The sequence below is a fragment of the Sporomusa termitida genome (assembly GCF_007641255.1).
GTDB classification, from domain to species: Bacteria; Bacillota; Negativicutes; order Sporomusales; family Sporomusaceae; genus Sporomusa; species Sporomusa termitida.
Map to the genome: position 1 here is coordinate 3,735,597 of NZ_CP036259.1, position 12,431 is coordinate 3,748,027.

Annotated in this window: 14 protein-coding genes and 1 riboswitch; all 14 genes read right to left on the reverse strand. The window is 55.3% G+C overall.

What is annotated here, in order from left to right:
• Window positions 1–45 precede the first annotated feature (45 nt).
• The 14 genes from SPTER_RS17575 to SPTER_RS17635 all read right to left on the reverse strand — a co-directional run bounded on the left by SPTER_RS17575 (window position 46) and on the right by SPTER_RS17635 (window position 12,401).
• Window positions 46–903 carry a hypothetical protein gene (locus SPTER_RS17575; RefSeq protein WP_144351575.1) on the reverse strand — a complete coding sequence of 286 codons (858 nt, stop codon included), beginning with the start codon at window positions 901–903 and terminating at the stop codon, window positions 46–48.
• Window positions 875–1,276 (reverse strand): hypothetical protein, encoded by a 402-nt coding sequence (locus SPTER_RS17580; RefSeq protein WP_144351576.1) that lies wholly within the window; start codon window positions 1,274–1,276, stop codon window positions 875–877. The genes SPTER_RS17575 and SPTER_RS17580 overlap by 29 nt, the downstream gene beginning before the upstream one ends.
• Before the next feature lie 22 nt (window positions 1,277–1,298).
• Window positions 1,299–2,348, reverse strand: a complete 1,050-nt coding sequence (locus tag SPTER_RS17585; RefSeq protein ID WP_144351577.1) for a type II secretion system protein GspD — start codon at window positions 2,346–2,348, stop codon at window positions 1,299–1,301.
• A gap of 292 nt (window positions 2,349–2,640) precedes the next feature.
• Window positions 2,641–2,822: riboswitch (cobalamin riboswitch) on the reverse strand.
• 259 nt (window positions 2,823–3,081) lie between these two features.
• Window positions 3,082–3,930: a methyl-accepting chemotaxis protein gene (locus SPTER_RS17590; protein WP_144351578.1), complete on the reverse strand. Its 849-nt coding sequence runs from the start codon at window positions 3,928–3,930 to the stop codon at window positions 3,082–3,084.
• Window positions 3,931–4,027: 97 nt separating this feature from the next.
• Window positions 4,028–4,969, reverse strand: coding sequence for a tRNA glutamyl-Q(34) synthetase GluQRS (gene gluQRS, locus SPTER_RS17595; protein ID WP_246105339.1), 942 nt, complete (start codon window positions 4,967–4,969; stop codon window positions 4,028–4,030).
• Window positions 4,969–5,901: a DMT family transporter gene (locus SPTER_RS17600; protein WP_144351580.1), complete on the reverse strand. Its 933-nt coding sequence runs from the start codon at window positions 5,899–5,901 to the stop codon at window positions 4,969–4,971. The genes gluQRS and SPTER_RS17600 overlap by 1 nt, the downstream gene beginning before the upstream one ends.
• A gap of 148 nt (window positions 5,902–6,049) precedes the next feature.
• On the reverse strand, window positions 6,050–7,210 hold the full coding sequence (gene iadA / locus SPTER_RS17605) for a beta-aspartyl-peptidase (RefSeq protein WP_144351581.1): 1,161 nt from the start codon (window positions 7,208–7,210) through the stop codon (window positions 6,050–6,052).
• Between the two features lie 4 nt (window positions 7,211–7,214).
• The gene (locus SPTER_RS17610; RefSeq protein ID WP_144351582.1) at window positions 7,215–7,970 is read right to left on the reverse strand and encodes an AIR synthase related protein; all 756 of its coding nucleotides are present in this window, start codon (window positions 7,968–7,970) and stop codon (window positions 7,215–7,217) included.
• Window positions 7,971–7,973: 3 nt separating this feature from the next.
• The gene (locus SPTER_RS17615) at window positions 7,974–8,489 is read right to left on the reverse strand and encodes an ECF transporter S component (RefSeq protein WP_144351583.1); all 516 of its coding nucleotides are present in this window, start codon (window positions 8,487–8,489) and stop codon (window positions 7,974–7,976) included.
• Window positions 8,490–8,534: 45 nt separating this feature from the next.
• A complete protein-coding gene (locus SPTER_RS17620; RefSeq protein ID WP_144351584.1) occupies window positions 8,535–9,278 on the reverse strand; it encodes a transposase in 744 nt (247 codons plus the stop codon).
• An 80-nt stretch (window positions 9,279–9,358) separates the two neighbouring features.
• Window positions 9,359–9,493, reverse strand: a complete 135-nt coding sequence (locus SPTER_RS25710) for a hypothetical protein (RefSeq protein ID WP_281289454.1) — start codon at window positions 9,491–9,493, stop codon at window positions 9,359–9,361.
• A gap of 20 nt (window positions 9,494–9,513) precedes the next feature.
• Window positions 9,514–10,296: a radical SAM protein gene (locus SPTER_RS17625; RefSeq protein ID WP_246105340.1), complete on the reverse strand. Its 783-nt coding sequence runs from the start codon at window positions 10,294–10,296 to the stop codon at window positions 9,514–9,516.
• A 225-nt stretch (window positions 10,297–10,521) separates the two neighbouring features.
• On the reverse strand, window positions 10,522–11,802 hold the full coding sequence (locus SPTER_RS17630; RefSeq protein WP_144351586.1) for a 4Fe-4S dicluster domain-containing protein: 1,281 nt from the start codon (window positions 11,800–11,802) through the stop codon (window positions 10,522–10,524).
• 20 nt (window positions 11,803–11,822) lie between these two features.
• Window positions 11,823–12,401 carry a nucleotidyltransferase family protein gene (locus SPTER_RS17635; protein WP_144351587.1) on the reverse strand — a complete coding sequence of 193 codons (579 nt, stop codon included), beginning with the start codon at window positions 12,399–12,401 and terminating at the stop codon, window positions 11,823–11,825.
• Window positions 12,402–12,431: the final 30 nt, after the last annotated feature.

Genomic DNA, 12,431 nt, shown 5'->3' on the forward strand with positions numbered 1-12,431 from the left:
CTGACTCAGGCTGCCAGCCTTGGCAGCTTACCGCTTCTAAACGGGTTAGTACGGATTGCTCAGATAATTACAGGCTCTTACCGGCCGGCCCTGGAAATACTGGAGCAGCTCGCCGGGTTTTGCCAGCCAGTTGAGCCGGCGGTACTCCCACACCCAGGGTACGGTAACCTTAACCTCATTATAGCTGTCAAACGCACCCCAGCGGGCAAAGACCCGGCCCTGGCCAATATCCTGACGCCGTTCCCATAACTGGGTCAGCGGTACCAGCCGGTAACCGCCATGGGCCCCGCCCGGCAGGACTTTGCTTATCGGCCCGGCCGGCTTGTCACCGGCCGGGATCTCATAGATGCCGGCCGCCGGCAACCCCTGTCGGCTCCGGCCGGCAACGGTAATCTCATGGCAGCCGGGCCGGATATTCAGTACCGGGTGCCGGCCTTCCAGGCGCACCTGCGCGCCCGGCCACTGCCGCCATTTTTTATTACTGTGGGTCAGCAGCATATCAAGCCGCCCGGTCTGATCAGGCGTTTTGGCCACCGCCAGCAGCACCCCGGTCAGATCATGCTCATGCTCGGCCCGGCCTGTGTAACGCGGGTAATACTGATAGTAGCCGATAAAATAGTGGGTGTCGCTTTCCACCACCGAATAATACATAACCCGCTCCAGGGGATAAAACAGCAGGTTATACCAGTTATTATTGAGCCGCCAGTCGCGGTCGTAATTGACCAGCGTAAATATATCTTGCTGAGCGGTGAGGCCATTACTGTTGTCGGTCTGGCAAATAACCGGCGACCACCGGCTGGCAATGTCCGCTGCCGGCACCGCCGCAACCGGCAAGGGGAAAAACAGGAAACTATATAAAAGCAGTAGGAAGACTTTACTTTTTGTTATATACCGTGACTTCATCAATTTGATAGACCTCCATATTCCAGGTGCCGCCGCGGGGAGGCGACTGGACAAAAACGCCCTGCCCCACAAACGAGACAAGATTGCCTGTTGCCAAAGCAGTTTCCAGCAGGCTTTGCAGCCTTTGCTCGGCCGACCGGATCACAATGCTTTTCCCGGGGGTATCACGGAGATCAATCACGGCATAGAAGCTATTGGCAGGGGCATAACAGTTTATCAGGGCGACATGACCATACAAATGAACGGCCGGCGGCATTAAGACAACGCCGATAACAGGCTGCGGCCCAGCGGCGGCAAAACCGGTCTGAACAAACGTTATATAGAAAAATACTATCAACAGGAACAGTCGGCTCGCCCGCACTAGGTACCTCATGATGTTGCTCCTCCTGCTTATATTAATCAATTATCTTTGGCGTCAGCATAATGACCAGTTCCGTCTCCGTCACCTGCTTGGAGCTGGAGTGAAACAGCCCTCCCACTAGCGGCAGCTGCCCTAATATCGGTACTTTAAAGGTATCGCTGGTCTCCTGGCGCTGAATCAGGCCGCCCAGCACAATGGTTACACCACTTTTAACCCTTAGGGTCGCATCCGCCTGGCGGGTACGGATATTGGGGTTGCCATTTTTCGTGGTATCGGTCTTATTGCTCACTTCGGGCTGAATGCGGGTGGTAATAAAGCCGTCTTTGTTGACAGTGGGCGTTACCTCCAGCTTAATGCCGACATCCACATAAATCACGGAGATGATGGGGATGCTGCTTGTCGTCGGCTGCTGGCTCTCAACCGCCAGCTTGTCCCCGATCAGAATCTTGGCTGTTACCCCGTCTAAGGTCGCAATCCGCGGGCTGGCCAGCAGCCGGCCTTTTTTGTTCTCGAGCAGGTGATTGACAACCCCCTGCAGATTTACCCCGTATTTCCCGGTACCGATCCTAAATTGCAGGTCCTCATAGATAATGGGGGCGGCAGGCAGCTTAAATGATGCCCCCCAGTCGACACCAAGGTTGGACAAATCATCGCGGTTAATCTCAAGGACCTGCACCTCGAACATCACCTGCTGGGGCGGTGTATCAATCTGGGCCAGCAGATAGTTAACCTGATCATACACCTCCGGGCTGCCCATGATCACCATGGTGTTGCGCACCGGATCGGTTTTAATCTGTTCCTCAGGCACAAGGGCGCTGATCAGGGGTCTGGCCTGCTCCACCTTCAGATAGTTCAACTGCACCACCAGGGGCCGTCCGTAGTCAGCGGGCGGGCTGACAGGCTCAGCCGGAGCCGGATACTCGCTGTCACTGCTGACGGCAGACGGCAACTCCAGCGGGCTGTCCGGGAAAGCCTCCTCCATGCCTGCCGGCAACGCCTGAGCCAGCCAGGGCAACAGGAACAGCAGTAAGGCCAGTACCAGGGAAAAAGCACAACACCGGCGGTAACGGGCCACGATATTCACCGACTTTCACTGATGTATACTTTATCGGCAGACCACCCCGGCTTCCGTTGCTGCTGCTTGCTGCACAGGACATCCGCTGCCGGGTCAGTCTTATCCTTGGTTGTTAACTGCGATCAAAAAGCTTGTACACTTACAGGCATAAAGCATATTCTCAAACAGCCAAATAAAAAGAAGCCGCCTGTGATGTGTGAACTACCCATCAGTCAGGGGCTTCCTGTTTCATACAGGCAAAAAGCCGGCACAAAAATGCAGAAAAATGCAGCTAAATCCCCTCCCCATCTGTCGCAGGTCAACGGTGATTGTTGTACAGGCAGTTCTCCTGGCTTTAGGATCATTGCGCCTCCAAACCTTCCCAAGACGGTTGTCTCAGTGGCATACCTTGGATTTGCTCCCCATTACAGTGGCGGGACCGCGCCGGTCTTGCACCGGCTTCTCTATTATGTCCTTACGGACACCTGTACCAAATTGTATTCATTTGTTTTTTATCAATTTTTTTATTATTATTTTATTTCTTTTCTAGATTTTACCACAAATAGTTATTTTTGTCGAAAGTTTTTATCTTGCAAAATTCGACAATTTCTACTTCAATTTTATTTTTAATATTAAATCAGTTTTTCTAACCTATAGCTTACACAGCAACAATTCTTAATTAAAAAAACAGCCAGATGCTTATAAAAGCACATGGCTGTCCCTTATTGTAAACAAGTAGTACCGCTAAGAAACAGTGTTTGACTCACTCCGTTATCTGATAGATCTGCCGCGATGCTTCCGCCAGATTACTGGCCAGTTCTGCCAGCGACTGGCTCGATTTGGCCATCTCATGGACCGCCTCGGTCTGCCCGCTTACATGCTGGTCAATATTGTCAATCTTCCGCGTGAGTTCGGCAATCGCCTGCTGAATAGCGCCTAAGGACGCTGATATCTGGGTAACAGACTCGGCACTGGACACGGCCAGCTTCCGGACCTCAGCCGCCACGACGGCAAAGCCCCGGCCCATTTCGCCGACCCGGGCGGCCTCGATGGCCGCATTCAGCCCCAGCAGGTTGGTCTGGCTGGCCACATTTTTGATAAAGGTGACAATTTCATTGGTCTGATTGGCCGTCGCCAGCAGTGTTTTTCCTAATTGGTCAAGTTCACTGCTGGTATTGGCCAACCCGGAGGAACGGCTGGCCAGTTCCTGCAGCCCTGCTGTCAGTTCCTCGGAAGCGGCCGCCAGTTCACTGGTGGCGCTGTTGATGCTTTCAATAACGGTGATACTCTGCGTGGTAGTGACACAACCGACAACCCGGTCCCCTTCCCGGAACGGCAGGGCGCAGGCAATATAGGCAATACCAAAGGGTGATTTATCCCTGGGAACCACCCTGACAACCTGTTGGCCCGAATCAAGGGCCTGCTTACTGGCACCTGACACTACCGGCTCACCGACCCTGATTTTAAGGTCCAGATCGCCGGCCGGCAGATACAGCACATATTTACCGTCACGGATAACGGTAAAACCAATATCAGCCGCAACGATATCATTCATGTAGGGAGCCAAATCGCAAAACATATCCAGAATCTGGTATCCGGTAAGCTGCCTCATACTTAACATCCTCCCAGACCGGCACCTACGCCAGCCTATTCAATATGGAGATTAGATATTCTCTTTTTTCGCTAAAAAAACCTTTATTCCGACAAAATTAAAAGTTGTTGCCGATCTCCCGGCTCTCCACCACCACCGGCGCTGTCCGCAGCTTATTCACACTGAAACCGGTGATCAGCTCCGCCGCCCGGACAGGCTCAGGCCTGTCCAGCAGGCCGGCTTTATAAGCCAGATAGCCAATAATCGCTTCCGCCCTCACACCCTGGGCCCGCAAAGCGGCAATGGCCAGATCCTGCTGACGCTTGGACAGCCGGTGGCCGTCGGGGGCAACCAGGAGCGGCACATGGGTAAATACCGGCGCCGGCCGGCCCAGCAGCCGGTACAGCAACAGCTGCCGCGGCGTTGAATTCAATAAATCATAGCCCCGTAAGACATGGGTAATGCCCATGGCGGCATCATCCACAACCACAGCCAGCTGGTAAGCATGAACACCGTCCGAGCGGCGGATGACAAAATCGCCGGCCGCCCGGCTGATGTCCTGGCTGACGACCCCGGCCAGCAGATCGGTAAAGGCGGTTGCTCCCGGCGGCACAGCCAGGCGCAGGGACGGCTGCCGTGCACCCTTGCCGGCGGCTGCCGGTTGACGCCCCCGGCAGGTGCCGGGATAAATCCGCTCATGCTCACCGGCGTGCGGGGCCGAAGCGGCCAGTTCAGCCCGGGTACAGGTACAGGGATATACCAGGCCGGCGGCCGTCAGCTGCTCCAGGGCCGCCTGATACAGATGACGACGGGCCTGCTGGCTGTACGGGGCGCAGGGGCCGCCGACATCAGGGCCTTCATCCCAGTCCAGCCCCAGCCATTTCATATCGGCCAGCAGCCGGTCGGCATACACCGGCCGCGACCGCGCCGGATCAAGATCTTCCATTCTGAGGACCATCACGCCCCCGGCTGACCGGACCTGCAGCCAGGCCAGCAGTGCTGTCCAGGCATTGCCCAAATGAATTTCGCCGGTCGGGCTGGGAGCAAACCGTCCCCGCATTATTCGCATACCCCCAGTGGTCCCGCCTTGGCTTTAGGTCCGGCAGGCGCCAGCGTGGTCAGACACACACCGGTAACCACCAGCACCATGCCTGCCAGATGCATAAAAGTCATCGTCTCGCCGTATACGGCCCAGGCAATCAGGATGGCATTAACCGGCATGAGGTTAATATAGGCGCTGGCCTTGCTGGCACCAATGCGGGCAATCCCGATATTAAAGATAATAAAGGCCGCTACGGTGGCAAAAACAGCCAGATACGCCAATTCAGCCATTACCTGCCCCGACAGGCGGGGCAGGGTGTGCCAGGCTCCTTCGCTAAGAGAAATCAACGCTAATAAGCCGGCGCCAATCAGGGTTGAGACCGTCGTCGCCAGGGCGGGCTTAACCTGTTTCATTACCACCTTGCCCAGTGAGGTATAGGTGGTCCAGCTGGCCACCGCGCCGAATAACAGCACTTCACCGTAATTTAAGGCTAAGCTGGTCAGGGACGCCAGGCTGCCCTGCGTAATGACCGCCAGCACCCCGGCCAGGGAGGCAGCGATCCCCAGCCCCAGCCGCCAGCTCCATTTTTCTCCCAGGAACAGAACGGCAACAAGGGCGGTTGTGACCGGATTTATAACAATAACCAGCGCCCCGGTAATGGCGGAAGTATACTGCAACCCCACAGCAAAAAAATAATTATAGGCCAGGACCCCGCTCAGCCCCAGCCCGGTCAGGCCCAGCCAGTTTTCTCTAATTACCTTGACATCCCATTCGCGGCGGATGGCCAGCCAGCCGCCCAGCAGCAGCCCGGCCAAAAGAAACCGGACTGCCGAGGCGGTCAGCGGCGGCAGCTCTGACAGGACATGCTTGGTGCTGCCAAAAGCCCCGCCCCAGAATAACGGCACCATCAGCATAATAAAATAGATTGATGCGCCTTGCGTTAGCTTCATGACTCGCGGCAATCCTCTCTGACAGGCATAAAAACCTTAATCGCCGCTACGTCCTGTTGTATTGTGGTGTCTTCGACCTGAATTGTGCGTCTCACTAAAATTCCTCCTCCAAAGTTGAAGCCTCTATACCAACGGCAAACTGAGTGTGTTATGAAAAAGCGCCGCTAACGACAGCCTGCCCGTGGCGGACAAGCTGCCTGCCTTTGGCAAAAACATGTTCAATAGCGAGACTATCGCCAAAGACAACAATATCGGCATGGCTGCCTGGCAGCAGGGTCCCTTTCTCCGGGTATAATTTAAGGATTTTGGCCGGATTGACAGTGACCGGCCGCAAGGCCTCACTCAAAGCCAGGCCGCAGGCGGTCAGATTTTTGACCTCGCCGTGGAGGCCGGTCATACCGGCAACCTTCAGCCCGCTCATACTGCCCTGGCTGTCAAACACCGGCAGACTGCCCTGACCGTCGGAGCTGATTGTCATACAGTCAATAGGCACACCCTGCTCCAGACAATGCAAAATAGCCTGCGCGGCAGTAAGAGAGTCAGGCTGACCGGACTCGGCGGCAGTAAAATCAATCACCCCGCCCAGCCGGGTCAGCCTGATACCGTCATTGACCAGGTCCCAGTTACGGTTGATATGGGTAGGCACAAACTGGCTCACCGGGATCTCCGTTGCCGTTATGATGTCAAAAATCATACTAAGCCGGCGCGCCCCGGTGCCCACATGCAGGTGCAGCACACCGGCCTTGCCGCTTAATAAGCCGCCCACCCGGGCCTCAGCCGCCAACCGGGCCAGCTCGGCCGGGATTGGCTGGGAAGAGCGGTGGTCGCTGATCGCAATCTCACCGCAGCCAATGACTTTATCAATCAGCACCAGGTCTGACCGGACGCTGCCGGTAATTGTCGGCGGCGGCACCTCGTAGGCCCCGGTATAAATATAAGTGGAGATTCCCTCCAGCTCAAGGCTCCGGGCTTTGGCCAGCAGCCCGGCCATACTCCTGGTTATCCCGTCCGTGCCCAGACAGCCGACAACGGTCGTTGTACCGGCCAGCACAATATTGCTGAGAACAACCTCCGGTGTCCGGGTGGCATAACCGCCTTCCCCGCCGCCGCCCAGCAGATGAACATGCTGATCGACAAACCCCGGCACAATCCGCCGGCCGGTTACATCAAGCACCCTGGTTTCCCCATAGCCCGGCACCGGCTCGATCCCCGGCGCAACACGGGCAATCACCTGTCCGGCAATCAAAACATCCTGCACCCCCATATTCTCAGGGGCAAAGACTGTGCCACCCTTTAAAATGGTAAACATGCTGTCACCTCCGGCCACTGCCGCCAAGGGTAAGTTCCCCCAGCAAGGTCATAGGACCGTTAATCATCCCTTTACGGAAATAGGCGTCACTGACTGCCGCAATCACAACCGTACTGGGACCGGCTGATTTATTGATATTAATCCCGGGCTGCTCGTAGACTTTGAGCTGCAGCCTGTTATTGCGCGCCAATTCCTGCATTTCGTATAATATCCCTTGGGAACCGACCGGGATGAGTTCATAAACGGCCTCATCGCCGAGCAGCTGCCTGATTGTATGATAATTGACCTGCTCCTCCGGCCTGTTTAATACCTCCCGGCCGACGTTCGGCCGGCCAAGGGCAACAAGCAACGCCTCGCCCTTAATATTGTTGATCTTCAGTTTCTTAGTCTCCGCCAGGCCAACTGCCGTGATCCCCAAACCGGTCATCACTGTGGAAAAGTTTTCTTCCGTACTGCCGGTCAGGACAACCTCACGGATACCAGCCGCTTTCAGTTCTTCCTCGATCCCCTGAATAATAGCTATGCCGGTCGGGTCAAATTCATTGCAGATAGTATTTGTCAGGCAGATAACCTCCGCCCCGGCACAGATAACCTCCATAATCGCAACCCGGGCCGCATATTTGCCGGTAATAAAAGGGGTAACCTGTAACGCATCGCCGGCTTTCAGGCCGATCCCGCCACAGCTGTCACAGGCAATTACCATCGTTTTATCCCGGTCCAGCGCCACTAACGTTAAATCTCTTATCTTTTCTATTTTCATAAATTATTTGTCATTCGCCTCTTTTGCCTTAACATTGCCCAACAGCCGGTAGATAATAACGGCTAATAACACATTCAGCGCAGCAACGCCGGTGATAAGCGGCAGCAGCGACAGCATGCCGGTCTGACCTATCAGCGGCAGGAGTAATGGTGACAGGATAAACAAGCCGACCGGACCATTGATCAAAACCGCAACAAGCCCGGCCAGAAGCGCCCCTGGCCCGGAAAAGCGGCTGCCGGCGGCAAACCGCTGATAAACGCTGCCAAAAGCGGCCATAGTGGCCGCCATAATACCCATTGTGATAATATGCACAAGCAGCGACAAAGGAAAACCTGCCAGCAAGGCTGTCAGGAAATGCCCGGCAGCCGCAATAATGGCGCCATGTGCTGCCCCAAGCAGTAGTGTTCCCAAAAATCCCGGCATTGAATCAAAAGCAATACTCCCCAGCACCTTGATATTCGCCCCGGCAAAACTTAAGGCAATAAGCAAGCCTGTTACAACATTTGCTCTTACATCCAAAGCGATCCCCCCCCTTAAGACATAAGGGCCGGCAGTTATGTCTTGCTACTTTTTCTCAACAAGAGCTTTACTTACTCCCGTCAGGCGGGATATTTGCCGGATTGATAAGCCCCGCTTTCGCAGCTCCCGGAGAGAAGCCTTCCGTTTTGCCGCATCTAAGCCCATAAAAGCACTGGTATCCACAACGCCGCTGACCTCGCTGAGGATAATTTTCGCCTCCTCATCTGTCAGCCGCAAATGCTCTGCACTAATATCAAGAACGGTCGCAGGTTCCTGCTGCTGATGAAAATGGGCAAATTCCTCCCGGTTCATTATCCCGGAAATATACTCCGCATCGACCAGACTAGCTCTGCCAAGGTACTCATGATAGCTGCTCCAGGGATATTGGCCCGGTGATTTGACCAGACCGGCAGCAACCGGATGATTATGTATATACCTTAATACAGTTAATATATAACTGTCATTATCTACCGGCTCACTTCTAAACCGGTCCTGAAACAAAGGCCCGCTTCTTTTATATTTCCAATTATAATAATATACATATCTGGCACCAATTCTTTTGAAGATTTTCTCTAAGCCTTCTTTGTCAGTCTTTAATAATAAGTGGATATGATTGCCCAGCAAGCAGTAGGCATATATTTTATATTGACTGACAGTTTTACATTCTTTTAATACGGCCAGAAATTTTTGATGATCCTCTTCATCCGCTACTATGAACTGTTTATTGATCCCGATAATCATGATATGGTATATGCCGCTTTCGCTTTTTACCCGGGCTGCTCTTGCCACTTTACCACCTCATGACCAGCATACCACTTCTGCCAGATATTTTCAAGACAGCACCACCGTCCCCTTGTCTTGATCTGAAACTAGAAGGAGCCGCTACCGGCCCGCCTGTTAACCTGCGCTATGCTCGTATAAAAACGTTTCTCTCCCGTTCTTGCAGCAGCCGCTGCCCTAGAACCGGCAACCCCCAGGGTTACAATGTTTAGCTTCGGCCGCACAGGCACTCCTCCCTTTTCTTTTACTCAACATTATTATAGGGATCCCACTCAGTCACGTCGGCCAGCTGGCTCTGAGCCGCTTTAATGTCGGCAAGCAGCCTGGCCTTATCTTTGGGTAAAGTAGCGGCGAAAGCAATATGGTTCGAACTATGGTTGCTCCTAAACAGGCAGTGGCTGGCCGCCGGCAGTTCAATGGCACTGATCAGTTGATAGAGTTCACCCATTATTGCCGCCGGCGGCAAGGGCACAAATTTGCCACATTCAAACTGCTCCAGCAGCTGGCTGCCACGGTACAGCATCAGCGTTAGCGCACTCAGCATATGGGGGCGAATGGCATTGACTGCCTGCGCAGTGTGATAGGCATGCCTTGCGGACCCCGCTTGGCCGCCAAGACCGGCAATCACCATCACCGACAGCTTGATGCCGGACTCGACAATACGCTGTCCGGCCATGATGGCCTCCGCCGCTGTGACCCCTTTATTAACGTCTTTAAGCACAACCTCATCGCCGGACTCCAGCCCATAATAAACAAGCTTCAGCCCGGCCTCGCGCAGGGCGGTCAGTTCGGCCGGCGACTTATTCAGCATATCCTTGGGACCGGCATAGCAGGACACCCGCTGCAGACGGGGAAACGTTTGCTGTAAGACAGCCAATACCTGCAGCAGCTTGTCTGTTGCCAGCACCAGCGCATTGCCGTCCGCCAGAAAGATGCGGCGGATCTGCAGCGCATAGGGTTTGGCAGCCTGAATCTGCGCCATGATTTCTTCCAGGGGCCGGGTGCGGAACTTGACCGACCTGTACATATTGCAATAAGTACAGGCATTGTGGGAACACCCAATCGTCACCCGCAGGATAAAACTGTAGGCCTCACTCGGCGGGCGGAATACATTGCCCTCAGCCTGATCAAAATACAAGCAGCATCACCTCTACTAATCCGACTCAAGGGACGGTTCTCCCGAGTCATTTTGCCAGGGAAAATGACTCAGGAGAACCGTCCCCCCTTAAGTCACGCGCCCCCGCAGGCGCGGTTATCGTTCTGTGTATTTTTTTGCTCCGGCAGCGATAGCGCTCAGAAAAGCAGAACGCAGCGGTTTAACCGCCATAAACGCCTTGACCGGGGCCGATTTTTCGACCATAGCGGCAATGCGCCCCAGCGCCCGGTGGCTCAGCCGGGAAGGGTCGTCAAAAAGAAAGCTGCTCAGCTTGCCGCGCTCTATCGCCATTGCTACCATGCGGTCAAAGGTGGTCTCCGGGACTACAACCTGCTGCCCGCGCCCTTTCAGCCGGATCGCCCCCCGCTTACAGGCCTGATAGCATACCCCGCACCCCAAACACAAGCTGGCTTCGCACACCGCCTGGGTGCGGCCGTCACTCCCGGCGGCCAGCCCAATGGCCTCTACCGGACAGGCCCGGACGCACAGGCCGCAGCCGGTGCAGGCCTCAGGGGCAATAGCAGCTGCCCAGCTGGAGGTAACAACAGCGCCCCGCAGGTCAAAGGTCTTTATAGCCTGGATCATACCGCAGCAGCAGCCGCAACAGTTGCACATAAAGCCGACAGAGCGTTGGACATTGTCGGCAATTTGCGCCAGCCCGGCCTGTTTGCACTGTTCCAGCACCGCCATGGCCGCACCGGCACCAGCCTGTTCGGCCATCCCTTTTTTGATCAGCATCTCCGCTCCCTGATTAAAGGTAAGACAGGTCTTCAGCGGCGCCGCACAGGCTTTGTCCAGGTGGCTGGCTTTATGGCGGCAGGCACAGAGCGATAACCCGATTGTCCTGGCGGACCGGATAACATGGCTGGCTTTTTCCCAGTCAAGCACCTCCGAGTAGTCACCGGCCGGCAAGGCTTCTTCCTGTGCCAGGGCGCGGCCCAGCTGGGTATTTTGCTGGAATACATCACGGGCAAAGCGGTCGTCACGGTACATGTACTCTTCAAATAACTGCGCCAGCTCCCGCATGGGTAAATCATCGCGGGTACGCATATAGACAAATTCAAAAAAGCCAATGACAATCGGCGCTAATACGACATGAGCCTGCCCCCGGTATTCAAAGTCAAAAACTAAACCTTTCTCGGCCATGAGCAGAATCTTTTCCTGCAAAGCTTCCGCCGGCAACCCGATTTTGCGGGCCAAAGCCGCAACGGCAACGGGACGCAGCGGAATCTTCCTGGCAATGGCTGCTTCAGCCGGCGAAAACAGCAGTTTCAGAATCCGGGTCAGGACCGGGGAAGAGGGTGCCCCGGTAATATTTTGATCAAGACGCTGCTGCAGCAAACGGTATTCACGTTCCCCGTTAACAATATGTCCCAAAGGGCAATACCTCCCGCCACTCAGATATTATCAGTATGTGCGTAAGCTGCTTGATACAGCTTTAGCAGCTGTTGATACTCTGCCCAGGTGTCGGCGTCATAAAACGGTGCCGGCTCAGGCCATTTCAGCGGCGTAACCCACGCCGGGTTTTCCCGGATAACCTTGCGGCCGCCGGTGTCACCGGTTAACCCGGCCAGGGCCGCACGCCAGTGACTGCCGAACAATACCGGGCTGTAGCGCTGCCCCTGATGGCAGGGTACAATAATCGCCTTATCGCTGGCCTGCCGGGCAAAGCAGGCACGGATTGCCTGAATCAGCTCTTTGCTAACCAGCGGCTGATCACCGAGGAAAAACATCATGCCGGCTAAGGACTGCGGCAGCGTTTGCAGTGCCAGCACAATCGAGGTGGACTGGCCCCTAGCCCGGCCGGCATTATACACGGCCTTAACCGAATACCGGGCACACAGCCCGGCCAGTTCCGCCGCCGGCTCACCGATTACGGCCACACAGTCCGCCCAGGGCAGGCTGCGCACCGTACTTAGCACATGGGCGGCCAGCGGTTTATTGCCCAAAGGCAGCAGCAGCTTCTGCCGTCCCATGCGGCTGGCAGTGCCTGCTGCCAGAATAAC

Excerpts from the sequence above, each read along its gene's own strand:
- SPTER_RS17575 (WP_144351575.1), bottom strand. The coding sequence starts at position 903 with ATGAAGTCACGGTATATAACAAAAAGTAAAGTCTTCCTACTGCTTTTA.
- SPTER_RS17600 (WP_144351580.1), bottom strand. The coding sequence starts at position 5,901 with ATGAAGCTAACGCAAGGCGCATCAATCTATTTTATTATGCTGATGGTG.
- SPTER_RS17580 (WP_144351576.1), bottom strand. The coding sequence starts at position 1,276 with ATGAGGTACCTAGTGCGGGCGAGCCGACTGTTCCTGTTGATAGTATTT.
- SPTER_RS17590 (WP_144351578.1), bottom strand. The coding sequence starts at position 3,930 with ATGAGGCAGCTTACCGGATACCAGATTCTGGATATGTTTTGCGATTTG.
- SPTER_RS17635 (WP_144351587.1), bottom strand. The coding sequence starts at position 12,401 with ATGGGACGGCAGAAGCTGCTGCTGCCTTTGGGCAATAAACCGCTGGCC.
- iadA (WP_144351581.1), bottom strand. The coding sequence starts at position 7,210 with ATGTTTACCATTTTAAAGGGTGGCACAGTCTTTGCCCCTGAGAATATG.
- SPTER_RS17610 (WP_144351582.1), bottom strand. The coding sequence starts at position 7,970 with ATGAAAATAGAAAAGATAAGAGATTTAACGTTAGTGGCGCTGGACCGG.
- SPTER_RS17625 (WP_246105340.1), bottom strand. The coding sequence starts at position 10,296 with ATGTACAGGTCGGTCAAGTTCCGCACCCGGCCCCTGGAAGAAATCATG.
- gluQRS (WP_246105339.1), bottom strand. The coding sequence starts at position 4,969 with ATGCGGGGACGGTTTGCTCCCAGCCCGACCGGCGAAATTCATTTGGGC.